A 17,299-nucleotide genomic window follows, 5' to 3' on the forward strand; every position below is an offset into this window, starting at 1 on the left:
GAAGCCATCCGCAAGCTCATGACCCCGGCCCAGATCGCAGAGGGTCAGCGGTTGTCAGCACAGGCGGTACGGTGAGGCCGTCCGTTCGATCACGGCGGATGGCGATTAGCGCCGCAATGGGCCGCGCGCTTTCTTATCCTCAACAAATGCAACGCATTCTGGATTTGATGGAGCTTCAGCGGCTTTCCCGCGCGAACTCCTCACGAGGCGCTTTGCGAGCCATTCCGCCTCTTCTGGCGTTACCCGCTCCCCAAGGTCAGCAAACCAGGCCATGAGCGGCCACTGAAAGACCAGCGTAAAGGCGACGAAACCTAACGCCCCGTCGCCTGTCTGTTCGAAGATGTAGTACCCGCCGCCAGCAGCGGCGAACATGGCCCAGATCGCCACGCCCCACCGGATGCGGCGCGGTTGGACCAATTCAAACTCGGCGTCCACCGGCTCACGCTCGGACATTGCCAAACCCCAGTCCAACTAGGCCGACTGAAATAGCCGTGAAGGTCCAATGCAAAACCCGCCCAGGGCGACCCAAGCGTACAGGATCGTAATCACCATCGGTCGGCCAAAGAATGCTCAGAAGGCTCATCGCATTTCCCCCATGCCCGCCCGCAAGGCTCAACCGTAGCAGGGGGCAATGAAGCCTCAAAGGCTAGTGTTATCGCGGACCTTTCCACAGGACAGGGCCTTTAGCTAAGGCGATGATATACTTTGCAAACCTCTAGTGGCGCTCGTCATCCCTGACGCTGATTTGCCACCCAAGGATGCCGATCATCGCGGCAAGCGCCTTGGCCCAGCCGGGGGCATCGCCAGTCACGATGTAGATGAACAGGCCGAGGTTGACCGCAGCCCAGAGCAGTTTCGCCCAAGCCACCTAGGTGCCGGGCTCCGAGTCCGGCAGCGCCGGCCGATCCTTCGTCGCCAGGTCAGTCATCGCGGAAGGCCTCGGGACGCTGCCGCTTGAAGTCGTCATGGATCATGAAGTGGATCGCCTTCACCAGCTGGAATATTCGGTAGATGAGCCATACCGCAACGCATCCTAGTGCCAAACAGGCCCAATGTTGCAAGTCGAACATTAATTGTCTCTCTCTCTCTATTTTGTGTTGACTTTGAAGGTCTGTTCGCTGCGACGGTGCCGCGGCGTTGGATTGAGGAGACCGGTTTGCCCGGCGCTATCGTGTGTGTTGGTTTCTTGTTTGGCGGCGTCGCGCATAGGGCGCTTCACGTCTGGCAGCAAATAGACGACCCAAGCCGCGAATGATGCGCCGCGCTCTCTAGACCACAATGTCCAGAGCGGCGGGCAGGATGCATTGGCGTTAATCCCCCAGCTTGCTAGCTTCGGGGCTCATAGGGCCAGGGTGCAGACATGAGCTGGATAGCTTTGCGGGCCAGTGCAGCGGCAACATGCGCGGTGTTGCTGGCGAGTCCCGCCTTAGGCCAAGATGTCCCCCTAAAATTAGATCTCGTGTGCAGCGGCCAGTATGCTGATGCACAAATGATCATGCACCCTGGATCGGCACGCATCAGCATTCTAGGTGACGTAGGAACGCTAGTTTATCCAGATGGACGACAGCGCTTTCTGAGGAACGTCGCGGCTGATCCGAACACCATCAAGGCTGATTATGCTCCCGGAGCACCTGCAAACCCGCCAGCGCAAGGCCAGCCGCAACCACAGACTAACCGGCTGACGGGCAATCAATTGCTGCAAGCCTTTCTGTTTGAGGGCCTGGGTCCGGAACAAGCTCAACGCGCTCACGATGAACGGTTGAGGCTGCAGAATCTCACGTGGCGTTTGGATATTGATCGCATGACCGGAGATATCCGTATCGTAAGCGACGGGGCGGTGGGCTTCATGGGTGTGTGCGAGGCCGCGCCAACTGTCGCTAAGTTTTAGGCCGCCACAGGATGCGCGCGACCTGAGCCGGAGCCCATCCTGTGGCCTTGGATCCCTCGTCCAGTCCGATTCCAAGCGTCGCTAATGCTTAGGGGGCGTGACGCACCTTCCGATGCGTTTGAACGGCCCCCCGCCGCGCCTTAGCGGCGCCTGCCGCCTCCCGTGCTACCCGCCCCTGGTCCGGTTGGTGGGGGTGAAGCCGCTGCGCTTGGCCGGGCGGGGGTCGCGGACCCAGACCTCGCGGTTGGGGTGGAGGCCTGCGCCGCGGATCGCGGCGACGGCCGAGTGCCGGGCGCGGTGCAGCAGGCGGGTGTCAGCGAACCCGCAATTGGGGTGGACGCCGCCGTTGTCCGCCACGGCCTTGTCCCAGACGGCCTGTCGCGCGGCGCGCACGGCAGGGTCATCCAGGACCGGGCAGTCGAGCCGGTTGGTGTTGAGGTCGGCGACAATCTCGTCCCCCTCGACGATGAGGGCGATGGGCCCGCCGATGGCGGCCTCAGGTCCCACATGACCGATCACCAGGCCGACGGATCCGCCGGAGAACCGGGCGTCGGTCATCAGGGCGATGACGATCCCGCGCTCGCGGCACAGGGTGGTGATGCGGGAGGTGGGATCGAGCATCTCGGGCATGCCAGGGGCGCCGCTGGGACCCTCGTAGCGCACGACGATCATGTCGTGGTCCTGGAAGCTGTCGGGGTCCTCGTCGAGCCGGCGAACCAGATCGCGCTCGCCCTCGAAGATCCGGGCGCGGCCACGGAAGATGTCGTTCTCCAGACCGCCTTCGACGCCGGCCAGCTTCAGGATGGCGGAGTAGTCGGGGGAGAGGTTGCCGCCGAGCAGCCGCAGGCCGCCGGTGGGCTTGAACGGCTTGGCCACCGGCAGAATGACCTCCCCGTCCGGGCGGGGGGGATCGAGCCTGGCCACCTGCTCGGCCAGGGTCTCGCCCGTGCAGGTGAGGACCTCGCCGTTCAGCAGGCCGGCCTCCAGCAGTTCGCGGACGATGACCTGCACGCCACCGACGCGGTCAATATCGACCATCGAATAGGCGCCATAGGGCCGGGCATTGGTGAGCACGGGCACCACGTGCTGCGAGAGGTGATTGAACTCCTCCTGCGTCATCACGTCCTTCCAGAAGTCGCCAAAGCCCGCGGCCCGGGCGATCTCGGGAAGGTGGAGGAGGACATTGGTGGAGCCGCCGATCGCCATGGCGACGATGATGGCGTTGCGCAGGGAGTCCTCCACCACGATGTCGCGGGGTTTCAGGCCCGTGCGCATCATGCCAGCCAGATGCCCCACCAGCGTCTTGGGGAACTGTTCGGTGCGACGGGGATCGTCGGAGGCTGGTGCCACCATCTCCAGCGGCTGCATGCCCAGCACGCCGATGAAGGTCTGCATGGTGTTGTAGGTGAACATGCCCCCGCAGCTGCCGATGCCGGGGCAGGCGTGGCAGGCGATGCGCTCGCGATAGGCGGCGTCGGGATGGCCGGCGACCTGGAAGGCGGTGACGATGTCGAGCATCTCGCCGGTCTCCGGGTCCTGCCCCGGATGGATCGGTCCGTCGGACATGATGATGCCCGGCTGGTTGTGCTCCAGGATCGCCGCGAGGGTTCCCACCGGCGGCTTGTCGCAGGCCACCACAGCGATCACCCCGGCCAGGCCCGAGGCCTCCAGATGTTCGCACAGGGCGTCATGGGTCACCTCGCGGCCGATGAGCGAGTAGCGCATCTCCGGGGTGCCGTTGCGCATGCCGTCCGAGGTAGCGATGGTGTATTCCGGCTGCACCAGACGCAGGCGCAGCTGTCCTTCGCCGGTTCCGATGCTGGCCTTGAGCGCGGCATGCACCGCCTCGACCTTCGCCATCACGCCCAGATAGCACTGGCTGTCGCCCTTGGTGCCCACCACACCCACCGACGGCTCGTGGATCAGCGCAGGATCGGCGCCCAGCGCCCGCGCGATGCCCATGGTCTGGGTGGACCGGCCGGGGTGGTTGTCGATGATGACGGTGCGGTTGGTGCTCATGCGGATTCTCAGCTGCCCATTTTAATGTTCGGTTTCGCAGAGTGCGGGAACGGGTAGCCCCTATCGCGTCCCATCTGATGGCCGGTGTCGCTCAGTGGCGGGCTTGGTCATTGCAGCCTTTTCGGCGTTGGCGACCGTCCGCGCCGTCACTGGCTCTACTACGCCCCACCGAGGAATCAACGCCGTCGTCACCCGCCTGGGCCCAAAGAAGGTCACTTCCTCGCCATTACGGGGGCGGTCCCGCCCTGGCACCCCTCCAGCCCTTCACCCCCCGAAGATCAGGGGGACCATGATCAGGGCGAGGCTGGAAATGGCGACGACGGCGATCAGGTTGAGCCAGAGGCCCACCCGGCTCATCTGGGCGATGGTGATCATGCCGCCGCCATAGACAATGGCGTTAGGGGGGGTGGCCACCGGCAGCATGAAGGCGCAGGACGCCGCGATCACCAGGGGTGCGGCAAACAGCATGGGGTCGGCGCCGACCGCCAGGGCCAGGGCCGCGCCGATGGGCAGGAAGGTGGCGGCCGAGGCGGTGTTGCTGGTCAACTCAGTCAGGAAAATCATCGCCAGGGTGACCAGGACCACCAGGGCCGCGACCGGCCAGCCGCCCAGGATGCTGAGCAGCTCACCCAGCCAGGCGGCCAGGCCGCTAGAGGAGATGGCCGCCGCCAGGCTGAGACCGCCGCCGAACAGGGTCAGCACCCCCCAGGGCAGGCGCTTGATTTCCGCCTCGGTGACCAGCCGGTCGCCGCCCCCGGCGCCGGAGGGGGTGAAGGCGAGGGCCAGGGCTGCGGCGATGGCGATGCCGGTATCGGTGAGCCAGGGCACGGCGTCGGCAAACAGCGGGCGGAAGATCCAGGCCGAGGCGGTGAGCGCGAAGATGATGCAGACCCTGACTTCGGCCTGGCTCATGGGGCCGAGCTTGGCCCGCTCCTCGCGGTACAGGAGGCCGGCCTCCGGCAGGGACAGCTTGACGGGGTTGAGCAGGGTCAACAGCCACCAGGCGGCGATCAGCAGGGCCAGGGCGGCGGGCACGCCGATCATCATCCACTGGGCAAAGCCGATCTCGATCCCGTGCTCGCGGGCCATATAGCCGGCCATCATGGCGTTGGGCGGGGTGCCGATCAGGGTGGCCAGGCCGCCGATGCTGGAGCCATAGGCCACCGCCAGCAGCAGGGAGACGCCGAGATTGCGGTAGGAGATGGGGTCTTCCCGCCCCCCGTGATCTTCCGACAGGGCCAGCACCGCCATGGCGACGGGCATCATCATGATGGTGGCGGCCGAATTGGTCACCCACATGGACATCAGCGCTGTGGCCCCCAGCATGCCAGCCACCATCCGGCGGGGTGTCGCGCCTGCCGCAGCCGCGCAGGCCAGGCCCACCCGCTTGTGCAGGCTGCTGCGCTCCATGGCCGCGCCAAGGATGAAGCCGCCGAGGAACAGAAAGATCACCGGGTCGGCATAGGGTGCCGCCGCCGTGCGGATGTCGCTGACCCCAAGGGCCGGGAACAAGGCAAGGGGGAACAGGGCTGTGACCGTCAGGGGGGCAGCCTCGGTCATCCATAGAATGGCCATCAGCACCGCCACGGCCGCCACAGGACGCACCTCGGGGCTCGGCCCGAAGTCTGGTGCCATCAGAATGGCAAGGAACGCCACCCCGCCCACCAGCAGTCCCAACAGTCGGAGGGACAGTCCCGGGATGAGGCTCCCAAGGGTGGTATCGGCCACGTCTTTCCCCCATCTCGTTAAGTTGGCGCCGTCTATTGACGATGTCAGCCACGCCCTGCGGTCATTTGAGCCTGAGTTCGCATTTGGCGCCAGGGGGCGGGGGCGCCGCCATTGCTCCGGAATGAAACGGCGGGTGCGACAATATGGCCCAAATTGGGGCCACACGCCGGAGTACCCATAGTGGGGAAATATAAAAACTAATAAAAACAGGATGTTACATCCCGCCCTTGCGGCGCCAAGTTTGCGAGAAGGGAGGCAAGCCCGGCTGGCGGGCCGACTGAAAAAAGGAACGACCTCATGAACAAGACCGGTATCCTGGCCACGGCTCTCGGCCTGACCCTCGCAACCCTCGGCGCGCAGCAGGCTGCGGCGCAAACCGCCCCGACCACTGCCCCTGAGGCCTGCCGTCCGACCGACCCCTGCTTCGACGTTCTCGACACCAAGGTGCTGAACAGCGGCCAGGTCTTCTCCGGCATCGCCACCTCGACCGTCAACCTCACCGTTCATGAAGCCCTCGGTGGCCTGAACGCGGCCTCCACCGCCGTCGGCAACTCCCTCAGCGTTGAAGGCCGTTCGATCGGTCAGCTGAACGCCAATCAGGTCGTGCTGGGCGACGTCAAGTCCGTGCTCAATGTCGGCTCGAGCTTCGTCGACGGCGACGCCACTCTGGCCAGCACGGCCGTTGGCAACAACATGTCGGCCGAAGTCAACAAGATCGGCGTGCTCAATGTCGCCCAGCGCATCGACCTGGACCCCTATGCGGCGGTGAACGCCAACCTGGGCCTGGTGACCGGTGAGCTGAACGTGGCCGCCACGGCCGTGAACAACAACGTCTCGGTCGACGGCGACTTCGGCACCGCCAACATCACCCAGACCTCGAACCGCGCCCCGGCGATCGCCCTGGCCAATGTCAACGTCCGCACCGTTTCCGGCGCCCTGGACGTGGCCGGCACGGCCGTCGGCAACTCGATCAACCTCAAGGGCTTCTGATCGAACGTCTCCTGGACGGCACGCCTGTGGCCTGTGGGCCGCGGCGGGTCGTCCAGGAGACCTGCTCTTCCTTGATCCTGAATTCGAAAGACCCACCGTGAACAGTCTGACCCCGGCTCCCGTCCTGCTCGCCCTCATCGTCGCCGTCTCTGCGGCTCCGGCTGCCGCGCAGGTGCGCAGCGCCGCTCAGATCGAAGCGGGCTACGGCTCCAGCGCTGCTGTCATGGACAAGGCCTTCGACCCCTCGACCCGGGACGAACGCGGCAACCGGATCATTCTCGACGGCGTGATCCAGAGCGGTTCGGGCAACAGCGCGGTGTCTCTGAACGGTGAGGGGACTCTGGCGGGCGCCGAATACTTCCAGAGCGGGGCCACGACCATGACCGCCTCGGCCATCGGCAATCTGGTGAACATCGATGTGTCCGGCAACTGGAACACCATCGTGCTCAACAGCAGCCAGGTGAACTACGGCAATCAGACCGCCTCGGCGGTGCTGAATGGCCGGCAGGTCAGCTCTGGTGAATCCCAGACCCCGGCGACGGGCCAGTAGGCCCAGTCGAATTTGCGTCTCGCCCGGCTCCGCGAACAAAGGATGATGGACATGCGTCTTGTGAAGACATGGATCGGTATGGCTCTGGCTGGCGCGATGGCGGCCAGCAGCGTCGGTTCGGCCCAGGCGTCCGACCTGTACGCCAAGCCCTTTGGCGACGCCCCGGCGACTCGTAATCCGACAGGGTACACTCCGGCGCTGCTCTGCCTGGCCACCCAGCGGCCACATACCCCCCTGCCGCGCATCGCCGTGGGCCGGATCAGCGACATGACCGGCAAGGTGGATTTCTCCACCGGGGCCCGGGTCAGCCAGGGCGCGTCCCTGTTCGCCATCACCGCCCTGGGCAAGGCCGGCTTCCCGGTGGTCGAGCGTCTCGACAACACCGTGGCTGAGATCGAGCTCAACTATGCGCGCCAGCAACTCCTGTCCGATACCCCGGAGCAGGCTGGCCGGGTGGCCGACAACTATCGCCGGATCTATACCGGCCAGATCGCAGGCTCCTCCTATTACATCGTCGGCGGCATCACCGAACTGAACGCCAACATCGCTTCCAGCGGCGTCAATGCGACGGTGGGCGAGCGCGAGCAGAACGGCACCCGCGGCGGGTTTTCACGCCAGACCTATGTGATCAATGTGGCTATCGACCTGCGTCTGGTGAACTCCCGGACCCAGGAAGTGATCGACATGGTCTCCTACCAGAAGCAGGTGCGTGGGGCTGATCTGCAGCTGGGCCTGACCGGTGGCGAAAACGATACCGGCGGGGTTCTCAACGGGGGCCGCAGCTCTATGGAGCCCCTGCAGGCGGCGGTTCGCACTCTGGTGGAACGCGGTGTGTTCGAGCTCACGGCCAACTTCTATGGTGGCGCAGTGAAGTCGGCCTGCCTGGATGCGTCCTCTGAGCCGCAGGGTCTGCCCCTGCCCAAATATGCCGCGGCGATCACCCGGCCCGACGCCCTCAGCGCCCGTCCGCACTAAGCGTCCGGCCTCAAGCCCAGATTCACGAACTGCTGCTATCACGGGGCGGAGGGCAACCTCCGTCTGGAAGAATACTGGCGAGATTGAGGTTCAAAATGACCCGGCGAAACACCTGGCTTGCAGCCCTACCGCTGACCGCAGTGCTCGCCGGCTGTGCGAGCGGCTACAATGCCGAGACCGGCCTCTACGCCAAGCCCGTGGGCGGCGCACCGGCCACCCTCAATGACACGGCCTATTCAGCGGGGCTGCGCTGCCTCAGCGCCCAGGCTGGGGATTATCAATCCCCTCGCATCGCCGTTGGGGTGATCAACGACCTGACCGGCAAGCGGGACTTCGAGACCGGCGCCCGGGTGACGCAGGGCGCGGCCCTGTTCACCCTGAGCGCCTTGGGCAAGGCGGGGCTTCCTGTGGTGGAACGGACCGATCGCTCGATCTCGGATGTGGAGCTTCAGTACGCCCGGGAACACACCCTGTCGGATTCGCCTGAGGCGGCCGGACAGATCGACGACAATTTCCGTGAGATCTTTGCCGGTCAGATCGCCGGGTCCCGCTATTACATCGCCGGCGGGATCACGGAGCTGAACTACAACATCCGCTCTGAAGGCATAGATGCCCGGGGGGGCGACACCGGTGTTACGGGCCTGAAGGCCAGCTTCACCGGCAGTCGGTTCATCATCAATGTCGCCATCGACATGCGCCTGATCGACACCCGGACCCAGGAAATCGTCGACATCACCTCCTACCAGAAGCAGATCGTCGGCCGTGAGATCAAGGCCGGGGTCTTCGACTTTCTGAATGGCAACGTCTTCGACGTGTCGGGCGGGGTGAGCAATCTGGAGCCGATCCAGCTGGCCGTCCGCACCCTGGTGGAGCGCAGCGTCTACGACTTCGCCGCGCGGGTCTATGAGGTCGACCCGGGCCAGTGCCTCGATGAGGCCAGGGCAAGATCGGGTCCGGCTCCAGGGCGTCGGGAAGCCCGCCGCCAGGCGGCCACCCCCCAGATCGCCGCCGCCCCCAGGCCTCCGGCCGCCTTGCCCCCTGCAGCTCTTGCTCCAGCTGCCCCACGGGCCCAGGCCGCGCCTGCTCCGGCCCAGACGCCACAGCGCGCCTATACCGGCCCCTATCTGGATCGCTCTCGCTGGCTGCCCGTCAACGGAACGCCGGCCTCGTAAAGCCTGCCCCAGAGCCCTGAGTGTCCCTGGGGGCGTTCGTGGCGCTTTCAGCGTTGACGGCGGGACCTGATCGGCCCAAGCGGTCGTCCTGTGAACGCCGCCCTCCCGCCCACCGCCCCAACCGTCCGACCTGCCGCACGGGTGGGCCTGGGGATTATCCTGCGGGTCTGCGCCATGGCCTGCATGGCCGGGTTGTTTGGTCTGGTGAAGGTCGCCTCTGAGCGGGGGGTGCCGATCTTCGAGATCCTGTTCTTCCGCAATGCCTTCGCCTTTATCCCCATCGCCATCTACATCCACCGCACCACCGGGTTCGGGGTTTTGCGGACAAGTCGTCCGGGGGGCCATGCCGCCCGGGCCCTGGTGGGTCTGACAGGCATGATCGGGGGCTTTGTGGCGGTGTCACACCTGCCCCTCACCGAAGCCACGGCCCTGTCCTTTTCGGCACCATTGTTCATGACCGCGCTTTCGGTCCCTCTGCTCCGGGAGACGGTGGGGCCGCACCGCTGGGCCGCTGTGGCGGTCGGCTTTGTGGGCGTGCTGATCATGATCCGCCCCGATCCCGCCAATCTGGCCAATATCGGGGTGATTTTCGCCATGATCGGGGCGGTCGGATCGGCCTTGGCCATGATCACTATTCGCCAGATCAGCGTGACTGAGCCAGGCCCGCGCATCGTCTTCTACTTCACCGTCGCCGGCGCTGTAGCAGGTCTAGCCAGCCTGCCTTTTGGCTGGGTGATGCCTGACGCCGGCACGTTTGCTCTGCTGGCACTCATGGGGCTGCTGGGGGGTGTCGGCCAGCTGCTGCTGACGGAGGCGATCAGAGTCGCGCCCGTGGCCGTCGTCGCCCCCTTCGACTACACCCAGCTGATCTGGGCCAGTCTGTTCGCCTTCCTGGTCTGGGGGGAGCTGCCCCGGGCCCTGACTTTGGTTGGGGCTGGGGTTGTGGCGGCGAGCGGGCTGTACATCCTCTACCGGGAGACGATCCGACGCGGCGAACCCCTGGGAAAAGACGGCTCTGGGTAGAGTTTTCCAGGGAAGTTACAAGGCCGACGTGTTCTGTCGCATTGACGTAACTTCGATACCGGAAGACTCTGTGCACCATCGTCGGCGCTGGGTCGGCGAGACCCTTCCACAGGAGGTCCGACCATGGGTCGTCGACTTTCCATCCTTGCGGCCACCGCCGCCCTGACCACCCTGGCTGTCGCCGGTTCAGCCCATGCGTCTGTCACCGTCATTGGCGGCGGCATGGCGGAGGCCTGTTCAAAGGCCGCCGTGAATGGCCTGTCTGACGAGCGCTTCGAAGAGTTCTGTGACCTTGCCCTGGAGACCGAGTTCCTGAACCTGCGAGACCGGGCCGGAACCTTTGTGAACCGCGGCGTGATGCGCATGCGCCGGGGCGAGTATCCCCGCGCCATGGTCGACTTCGATCAGGCGGTGAAGATGAAACCTGACCTTGGGGAGGGCTTCGTCAATCGAGGTGCCGCCTTGATTGGCCAGAAGCGCTTCGCCGAGAGCCTGCCGGCCATCGATCGGGGTCTGGAGTTGGGCGTGGAGGAGCCGGCCAAGGCCTATTACAACCGCGCCCTGGCCCATGAGGGTCTGGAAGACGCCCGTTCGGCCTATTTCGACTACCAGAAGGCCCAGGAACTGGCGCCCGGCTGGGCGGCTCCCACCGAGCAATTGGCGCGCTTCACGGTCACCACGCGCAACGCGCCCAACTGACGCCGAGGCCTTTCCTCGGCTAATCGACGTCCGAGCTAAGGGACTCTAGATCGGCGGCGGCGGCTCGTGTTCCAGGCAGACCGCCACACATCGGCGGGCCAGTAGGTCGCCGGCGTCGATCAGGGGGACCTGAATGTCCCGATGTGAGAGCACCAGGGGAGCCTCGGTGCAGCCGGCAATGAGGGTTTCGGCACCGTCGGCCACCAGGGTGTGGGCGAGCGCCGCCATTTCTGCTCGGGTTTCGGCCGTCAGGTCGCCGGCCTTGATGCGGTAGACGAGCCCCATGAAGGCCTCCTGCCGCTCAGGACCCAGGGCGACCATGCCCAGCCCCCGGGCGGCCAGATATTCCCGATAGAGTCGCAGGGCGCCTTTGGTGCCCAGGACGCCGACCCGACGGGCGCCGGCGTCAGCGGCGGCCTTGGCTGCGCCGCCGATCATATCGATGAGTGGCAGACCACAGGCCCGGGTGATCAGGGTCGCATGGGCATGGGCGGTGTTGCAGGGCATGGCGAGAACCTCTGCGCCGCCCCCCGCCAGTCCCCCGGCCATCTCCGCTAGCACTGGGCCAGCGCCGCTGCCCTGAACATTGCGGTCGGGAACCTGGGGGTTGAGGTCCATGAGCACGCGGATGTGGTCCTGGTCCCCCTCAGCCGGGGTATAGGCCTGCAGCTTGCCAAGAAAGTCGAGGGTCGCGGCCGGTCCCATGCCCCCCAGGACGCCAAGGATCAGGCTCATCCCAGCTTACCTTCCAGCTCGCCCTGATAACCGAACAGGCCCTGGGCACCGCCGGTGTGCAGAAACACCAGGGTTTCGCCCTGGAAAGCCCCTTTAGCGCAAAGGTCGATGAGACCCTTCATGGCCTTGCCGCTATAGACCGGGTCGAGGATCAGGGCCTCGGTGCGGGCGGCCAGCTTCAGGGCGTCGATCACGGCCTCGTCGATCAGGCCATACCCTGCGCCCACATAGTCGCAATTGGCGGCCACCATCTCGCGGCTGACCCGGCCAGGCTGGCCCAACAGGGCGCAGGTCTCCTGGGCCAGCTTGAACACATTGGCTTCCTGCTGCGGCTGGGGGGCGCGGACCCCGATGCCGAGTACGGGGATGTCAGCGCCAATCACTGCCAGCCCGGCCACCAGGCCCGCATGGGTCCCAGCGCTGCCTGTGGCGGTTATGATCCGGTCGATCTTGAGCCCCATGGCATCGGCCTGCACCACCAGTTCGCGGGCGCAGTCGGCATAGCCCAGGGCGCCTACCGCATTGGAGCCGCCGCCGGGAATGACATAGGGCCGTCCGCCCCGGTCACGCACCGTGCCCGCCACCCGCTCCAGGGCGGCGGGCATGTCGCTGCCGCCGGGCACGGTCTGAAGGTTCGCCCCCAGCAGGCGATCAAGCAGCACATTGCCGGAGTTGTTGTAATCGACGGCGTTGGACCCGGTACGGGCCTCCAGAATGATCTCGCAGGCCATGCCCAGGCGGGCGGCCACAGCGGCGGTCTGCCGGACGTGATTGGACTGGATCGCCCCCTGGGTCACCAGGGTGTCAGCGCCGTGGGCCAGGGCTTCGCCAGCCAGGAACTCCAGCTTCCGGGTCTTGTTGCCGCCGCCGGCCAGACCCGTGGCGTCGTCACGCTTGATGAACAGGTTCACGCCCCCAAGGGCGTCACCCAGACGGGGGGCGGCCTCGAGCGGCGTAGGCAGGTGGGCAAAGCGGACGCGGGGAAAGCGGGCCAGGTGCACGGTCAGGCTCCTTGATGAACTTGACCCTGGCCTAGAGCATGACGGTCGCGGACGGAACCATCTGGCCCTCGAATCCTACGCCTGAAGTGAAGTTGGGCGCTTTCCCCTTCGCCATCCCTCAGGTGGTCAGGGGACCAGGATCGGCGCGGCCACCATGCCAAGTCCGACGATGCTCACAAGCCAGGCCAAAGACCGGAGCCCGCGGACGCCAAAGGCGTAGAGCGGCACATAGGCCACCCGGGCCCAGAAATAGACCTGGGCACCGATGGCGCTCAGCTCCGTGCCCCGGCCAGCCACATGGGCAATCAGCACCACGCCGATGAAGATGGGCAGGGTCTCAAACAGATTGGCCTGGGCCCGCTGCAGCCGTTGGGCGCGGGGCTTGAGGGGCGGCATGTCCTCGTCCCGGGCGCCGGTGTTCCACTTCATCCCGTATTGCGAGCTGCGGGCGATGTCGAACAGCAGGATCTGGATAAAGGCCAGGACCAGAGTCCAGGCCAGCATGACAAGTTCAGTGGTCACGGCGTCGTCCCCCTTTTTTGCCCCGTCGGTGGAGCTTGGCGGGGAGGGGACGCCGACGCCGGGTCGCCGTCAAGAACGACCTTGGGTCAAACGCCCGCCCTTCGCGCTACGCCACGGCCCCTTTGTGGGTGATCGGCAGCTAGCCGCTCTGTGCGGCCGAAGGGACTTGCAGATCGCACCCCTCGATCCGATAGACGGTGTTCAATGCCTGCACCGCCCCCCAAGGCCCAAACCGAACACCTCGCAAAGGCTGAGCGCCTGATGGCTGAGGGGGCCTATGAACCGGCCCACGCCCTCTGCATGGCGGTCTTGTCAGTGACGCCTGAGGCGGCGGGCGCCTGGTTCCTGCTGGGCGTCCTGGCGGCCGATCACGACAATCCCGGCAAGGCTGCGGAACTGTTTGGTCGCGCCGCGGCACTTGATCTTACGGACGCCCGCGCTCCGGCCCATCTGGCCCGCTGCCTGATGACCTTGAACCGTCGGGACGAGGCCTTGGCCCATGCCCAGGCCGCCGAGGCCAGACGGCCGGCGGACGCTGACACCCTCGGCATTCTGGGTGGGGTGTTCCGCCGGGCTGGCCTGCAGGACCGGGCCATCCGCCTTTTTGAAGCTGCCGTGGCCCTGGCACCTGAACAGGCCAGCTATGCCTGCCATCTAGCGGCCGCCCGGCAAGTCACCGGGGATCTTGCGGGGGCTGAAGCGGCTTATGCCAGGGCCTTGGACCTGGACGGCACCCTCTACCAGGCCTGGTCAGCGCGAGTGCAGCTGCGCCTTCAGACCTCTGAGGCGAATTTTCTGGCTGAGTTGGAGGCCCAGTTCGCGGATGCCGGCGCCGATGGGCGGCTTCATCTCGGCCATGCCCTGGCCAAGACCCACGAAGACCTGGGGAACCCCGCAACTGCTCTGGACTGGCTCATCAAGGCCAAGGCGGCCAAGGGGCGGCAGGTAGGGTATGATCCCCGCGCTGACGCCGATCTCTTTGCGGCGGCCCAGGCGACCTATCCTGACCGCCTGGTGAGGCCAGGGAAAGGCCCATCGGATCGGCCGATCTTTCTGGTGGGCTTGCCTGGGACGGGCACCAGCCTGGTCACCCGGATCCTCTCAAGCCATCCCGAGGTGAGCTCCGTTGGCGAGCATGCTGGCTTCGGCCAGATCCTGCAGCGCATGGCCGGCTCGCCCGTAGCCTTCGGTGTGGATGAGGCGACCCTGGAGGCGGCCAGCCAATTGGACCTGGGCAAGGCCGGCACCATCTATCTCCGGAGCCAGGCCGCCATGGTCCCCGGGCAGGGTGTCTTTGTGGACCGGGGTCCGCTGAACGTCTTCTATGCCGGCCTGATCCATCGGGCGCTGCCCAATGCGCGGATCATCGGCCTGCGGCGTCACCCCATGGACGCTTGTCTCGCCAGCTTTCGCCGGCTCTTCGCCGCCGGCACTTCTGAGTACGACTTCGCCTATGATCTGGCCCATACGGGCGTCTACTATGCGGGCTTCGACCGGCTGATCGCCCACTGGCGCACAGTGCTGCCGGCCGACCGCTTCACCGAGCTGGCCTATGAGGACCTGGTGAGCGACCCGGTAGGTCAGACCCGCCGGATGCTGGACTTCTGCGGTCTGGACTTTGACCCGCGCGCTCTGGCCTTCCATGAGAACACCGCCCCTGCGGCCAAATCGAGCTCTGGCCAGGGGCCAATCGCCATCTCTGCCAGCTCCATCGGCCGCTGGCGGCGCTATGGCCCGGGGCTTGCGCCCCTTCGCGCAGCCCTAGAGGCTAACGGCATCGCCATCAGCGACTAGTCGTCAGGCTTTAGCCCTTGGCTCAGGGCCGCTCGCCGGCCGGAAGGGCGGCGACCTCGGCGGGGGTCAGCTTGCGAATCTCCTGCACCAGACAGGGCGTGGCACCGATCGGCGTAGCGACCTGCAGGTCCAGGTCGAGCCGGTCGCAGATCAAGTCCGATCCCCCAGATGGGATCAGCACCAGTGGGTCGGAGACGCCGGTCGACAGGCAGGAGTGGCGGGTGGTCAGGCGAAACACGTCCTGGGGTCCGACGCTGGTGCGGAACAGCACGGTGTTGCGGTCGACGATCTTCTGATTGCGAATGCTGCTCAGTCGGAAGCAGGCCCGCTCGGGCGTTGCGCCGTTGCCAGCCATCGCCTGCGGGGCTTGTGCTGCGCCTCCTTGAGGGGAGGCCGCCGCGCATCCTGTCAGGAGCAGGGCGCCAAGGGCGGCGACCGCCGGGGTGAAAAGGGGGCTCATCTTGTCTCCTCCATTTGGCCTTTGGCGGGCACCAAGCTTTATCGTGAAGGTGTCTCCAACACCCTCATTGCGCAATGGGGCCAAAGCGGGGCGAGCCCACCCCTTGGCGTTGGGGCCCAGGGGGACTAGAGTCGCCCTGTCCTCGGGGGGCCGCGCTTGGGCGGCTGAGAGGCGGGCGAGCCCGCGACCCGTTGAACCTGATCCGGGTCATGCCGGCGAAGGGAAGGGAGAGCGCCATGGCGCGGGTACTGGAATCGACACGTCTGATCGCTCGGATCCTCGGGCCATTCCTGGTTGTGGCCGGCGCTGCAGCCGTGCTGCGCCGTGATGAACTGCTGGGCCTGATAGAGAGCTTCCAGGCCGATCCCGCCCTGACCTTTGTCACCGGCATGCTCCTGCTCCTGGCGGGTCTCGCCCTGATGGCCGTGCACCAGACCTGGCGAACCCCGGCAGAGATCGTCCTCAGCCTCACCATCTGGCTGCTGACCCTGCGCGGCGTCTTTCTGCTGTTTGCCCCCGCCGTGCTCTTCGACCTGGCCGACAACGTTATGGCCCAGACCCCGCTGGTGGTGGCCTCGGGCCTTGCCGCCGTCGGCGTCGGGGTCTGGCTGACCCTGGTCGGTTATCGCCGCGCGGCCGGCTAGGCCGCACCTTCACCCCTGTTCCCCCTCAGAGCCCCCTTCATGAACAAGCCGATCACCCCCAGCCTCGACGCCGACGCCATCCCCACAGGCGAGCGCCCGGGATCTCGCAAGGTCTATGAGGCCGGGCGGCTATGGCCCGATATCCGCGTGCCGTTCCGTGAGGTGGCGGTACACGAAAGCGCCGGTGAGCCGCCGGTGACGATCTATGATCCCTCTGGCCCCTATACCGACCCCACCGCCCACATCGATATCGACAAGGGCTTGCCTCGCACCCGGGAGCCCTGGGTCGTGTCCCGCGGCGATGTGGAGATCGTGTCTGAACCCCGGAACGTGAAGCCGGAGGACAACGGCTTTGCCCGGGGCGCGCATCTGGCACCGGAGTTCAGCCAGCCCCGTCGGGTCTACCGCGCCCGCCCTGGCGCCAGCGTCACCCAGATGGACTACGCCCGTCGGGGCATCATCACCCCGGAGATGGAGTATGTGGCCATCCGCGAGAACCTTCGCCGCAAGGAGGGCGAGGCCTTCATCCGGGACGGCGAGGATTTCGGGGCCTCGATCCCAGACCTGGTGACCCCGGAGTTTGTCCGTGACGAGATTGCCCGGGGGCGGGCGATCATTCCGGCCAACATCAACCACACCGAGCTGGAGCCGATGATCATCGGCCGAAACTTCCTGGTCAAGATCAACGCCAATATCGGCAACTCGGCGGTGCTCTCCACCGTCGCCGATGAGGTGGACAAGATGGTCTGGGCCATCCGCTGGGGTGCCGACACGGTCATGGACCTGTCCACCGGCCGCAACATCCACAACATCCGCGACTGGATCATCCGCAACAGCCCCGTGCCCATCGGCACCGTGCCGATCTATCAGGCCCTGGAGAAGGTCGGCGGGGTGGCCGAGGATCTGAACTGGGAGGTGTTCCGCGATACCCTGATCGAACAGGCCGAGCAGGGCGTGGACTATTTCACCATCCATGCCGGCGTGCGGCTGGCCTATGTGCCGCTCACCGCCAACCGGGTCACCGGCATCGTCTCTCGTGGCGGCTCGATCATGGCCAAGTGGTGCCTGGCCCACCACCGCGAGAGCTTCCTCTACGAGC

Annotated in this window: 18 protein-coding genes and 1 riboswitch; of the genes, 10 read left to right on the forward strand and 8 right to left on the reverse strand. The window is 66.1% G+C overall.

The window, feature by feature from the left end:
- Positions 1-105: 105 nt before the first annotated feature.
- Positions 106-453 carry a hypothetical protein gene (locus MH112_RS13325; protein ID WP_296568549.1) on the reverse strand — a complete coding sequence of 116 codons (348 nt, stop codon included), beginning with the start codon at positions 451-453 and terminating at the stop codon, positions 106-108.
- Between the two features lie 262 nt (positions 454-715).
- Entirely contained in the window at positions 716-868 is a 153-nt protein-coding gene (locus MH112_RS13330; protein WP_296568551.1) for a hypothetical protein, read from the reverse strand.
- A gap of 492 nt (positions 869-1,360) precedes the next feature.
- Here MH112_RS13330 and MH112_RS13335 point away from each other — a divergent pair, with 492 nt between their 5' ends.
- On the forward strand, positions 1,361-1,888 hold the full coding sequence (locus MH112_RS13335; RefSeq protein ID WP_296568554.1) for a hypothetical protein: 528 nt from the start codon (positions 1,361-1,363) through the stop codon (positions 1,886-1,888).
- Between the two features lie 165 nt (positions 1,889-2,053).
- Here MH112_RS13335 and MH112_RS13340 read toward each other — a convergent pair whose 3' ends face one another.
- Together MH112_RS13340 and MH112_RS13345 are read right to left on the reverse strand one after the other, a co-directional pair.
- Complete coding sequence (locus MH112_RS13340) at positions 2,054-3,907, reverse strand: dihydroxy-acid dehydratase (protein WP_296568557.1); 1,854 nt, start codon at positions 3,905-3,907, stop codon at positions 2,054-2,056.
- A 264-nt stretch (positions 3,908-4,171) separates the two neighbouring features.
- On the reverse strand, positions 4,172-5,635 hold the full coding sequence (locus MH112_RS13345) for an SLC13 family permease (RefSeq protein ID WP_296568559.1): 1,464 nt from the start codon (positions 5,633-5,635) through the stop codon (positions 4,172-4,174).
- A 297-nt stretch (positions 5,636-5,932) separates the two neighbouring features.
- Between MH112_RS13345 and MH112_RS13350 the strand changes: the two genes are divergently transcribed.
- From MH112_RS13350 to MH112_RS13375, 6 genes are all read left to right on the forward strand, one after another.
- A complete protein-coding gene (locus MH112_RS13350) occupies positions 5,933-6,625 on the forward strand; it encodes a hypothetical protein (protein WP_296568561.1) in 693 nt (230 codons plus the stop codon).
- 97 nt (positions 6,626-6,722) lie between these two features.
- Complete coding sequence (gene hfaA, locus MH112_RS13355; protein WP_296568562.1) at positions 6,723-7,175, forward strand: holdfast anchoring protein HfaA; 453 nt, start codon at positions 6,723-6,725, stop codon at positions 7,173-7,175.
- Positions 7,176-7,226: 51 nt separating this feature from the next.
- The gene (gene hfaB / locus MH112_RS13360; protein ID WP_296568565.1) at positions 7,227-8,150 is read left to right on the forward strand and encodes a holdfast anchoring protein HfaB; all 924 of its coding nucleotides are present in this window, start codon (positions 7,227-7,229) and stop codon (positions 8,148-8,150) included.
- A 95-nt stretch (positions 8,151-8,245) separates the two neighbouring features.
- A complete protein-coding gene (gene hfaB, locus MH112_RS13365; RefSeq protein WP_296568567.1) occupies positions 8,246-9,322 on the forward strand; it encodes a holdfast anchoring protein HfaB in 1,077 nt (358 codons plus the stop codon).
- Positions 9,323-9,412: 90 nt separating this feature from the next.
- Positions 9,413-10,345 (forward strand): DMT family transporter, encoded by a 933-nt coding sequence (locus MH112_RS13370; RefSeq protein ID WP_296568569.1) that lies wholly within the window; start codon positions 9,413-9,415, stop codon positions 10,343-10,345.
- A 123-nt stretch (positions 10,346-10,468) separates the two neighbouring features.
- Positions 10,469-11,044 (forward strand): hypothetical protein, encoded by a 576-nt coding sequence (locus MH112_RS13375; RefSeq protein ID WP_296568572.1) that lies wholly within the window; start codon positions 10,469-10,471, stop codon positions 11,042-11,044.
- 45 nt (positions 11,045-11,089) lie between these two features.
- On the opposite strand, the gene MH112_RS13380 is transcribed toward MH112_RS13375, so the two are convergent.
- The 3 genes from MH112_RS13380 to MH112_RS13390 form a co-directional block, all read right to left on the reverse strand.
- Positions 11,090-11,779 (reverse strand): amino acid racemase, encoded by a 690-nt coding sequence (locus MH112_RS13380; protein ID WP_296568573.1) that lies wholly within the window; start codon positions 11,777-11,779, stop codon positions 11,090-11,092.
- Positions 11,776-12,780 (reverse strand): D-cysteine desulfhydrase, encoded by a 1,005-nt coding sequence (locus MH112_RS13385; RefSeq protein ID WP_296568575.1) that lies wholly within the window; start codon positions 12,778-12,780, stop codon positions 11,776-11,778. The genes MH112_RS13380 and MH112_RS13385 overlap by 4 nt, the downstream gene beginning before the upstream one ends.
- Before the next feature lie 126 nt (positions 12,781-12,906).
- Positions 12,907-13,302, reverse strand: a complete 396-nt coding sequence (locus MH112_RS13390; protein ID WP_296568577.1) for an MAPEG family protein — start codon at positions 13,300-13,302, stop codon at positions 12,907-12,909.
- 204 nt (positions 13,303-13,506) lie between these two features.
- Here MH112_RS13390 and MH112_RS13395 point away from each other — a divergent pair, with 204 nt between their 5' ends.
- Positions 13,507-15,096: a tetratricopeptide repeat-containing sulfotransferase family protein gene (locus MH112_RS13395; protein WP_296568579.1), complete on the forward strand. Its 1,590-nt coding sequence runs from the start codon at positions 13,507-13,509 to the stop codon at positions 15,094-15,096.
- 22 nt (positions 15,097-15,118) lie between these two features.
- On the opposite strand, the gene MH112_RS13400 is transcribed toward MH112_RS13395, so the two are convergent.
- Entirely contained in the window at positions 15,119-15,556 is a 438-nt protein-coding gene (locus tag MH112_RS13400) for a DUF6491 family protein (RefSeq protein ID WP_296568581.1), read from the reverse strand.
- 133 nt (positions 15,557-15,689) lie between these two features.
- Positions 15,690-15,797, forward strand: a riboswitch (TPP riboswitch).
- Here MH112_RS13400 and MH112_RS13405 point away from each other — a divergent pair.
- Both MH112_RS13405 and MH112_RS13410 read left to right on the forward strand, forming a co-directional pair.
- Positions 15,793-16,200, forward strand: coding sequence for a hypothetical protein (locus tag MH112_RS13405; protein WP_296568583.1), 408 nt, complete (start codon positions 15,793-15,795; stop codon positions 16,198-16,200). (Overlaps the previous riboswitch by 5 nt.)
- A gap of 39 nt (positions 16,201-16,239) precedes the next feature.
- On the forward strand, positions 16,240-17,299 hold a 1,060-nt coding region (locus MH112_RS13410; RefSeq protein WP_296568585.1), incomplete at its 3' end, for a phosphomethylpyrimidine synthase ThiC.

Origin of the sequence: Phenylobacterium sp., from assembly GCF_022402485.1 — a bacterium.
In the GTDB taxonomy this organism is placed as follows: Bacteria; Pseudomonadota; Alphaproteobacteria; order Caulobacterales; family Caulobacteraceae; genus Phenylobacterium.

What these genes read in the sequence shown, in the direction of transcription:
- MH112_RS13325 (WP_296568549.1), bottom strand. Translation starts at nt 453, where the DNA reads ATGTCCGAGCGTGAGCCGGTGGACGCCGAGTTTGAATTGGTCCAACCG.
- MH112_RS13335 (WP_296568554.1), top strand. Translation starts at nt 1,361, where the DNA reads ATGAGCTGGATAGCTTTGCGGGCCAGTGCAGCGGCAACATGCGCGGTG.
- MH112_RS13340 (WP_296568557.1), bottom strand. Translation starts at nt 3,907, where the DNA reads ATGAGCACCAACCGCACCGTCATCATCGACAACCACCCCGGCCGGTCC.
- MH112_RS13350 (WP_296568561.1), top strand. Translation starts at nt 5,933, where the DNA reads ATGAACAAGACCGGTATCCTGGCCACGGCTCTCGGCCTGACCCTCGCA.
- hfaB (WP_296568565.1), top strand. Translation starts at nt 7,227, where the DNA reads ATGCGTCTTGTGAAGACATGGATCGGTATGGCTCTGGCTGGCGCGATG.
- hfaB (WP_296568567.1), top strand. Translation starts at nt 8,246, where the DNA reads ATGACCCGGCGAAACACCTGGCTTGCAGCCCTACCGCTGACCGCAGTG.
- MH112_RS13375 (WP_296568572.1), top strand. Translation starts at nt 10,469, where the DNA reads ATGGGTCGTCGACTTTCCATCCTTGCGGCCACCGCCGCCCTGACCACC.
- MH112_RS13380 (WP_296568573.1), bottom strand. Translation starts at nt 11,779, where the DNA reads ATGAGCCTGATCCTTGGCGTCCTGGGGGGCATGGGACCGGCCGCGACC.
- MH112_RS13395 (WP_296568579.1), top strand. Translation starts at nt 13,507, where the DNA reads ATGCCTGCACCGCCCCCCAAGGCCCAAACCGAACACCTCGCAAAGGCT.
- MH112_RS13400 (WP_296568581.1), bottom strand. Translation starts at nt 15,556, where the DNA reads ATGAGCCCCCTTTTCACCCCGGCGGTCGCCGCCCTTGGCGCCCTGCTC.
- MH112_RS13405 (WP_296568583.1), top strand. Translation starts at nt 15,793, where the DNA reads ATGGCGCGGGTACTGGAATCGACACGTCTGATCGCTCGGATCCTCGGG.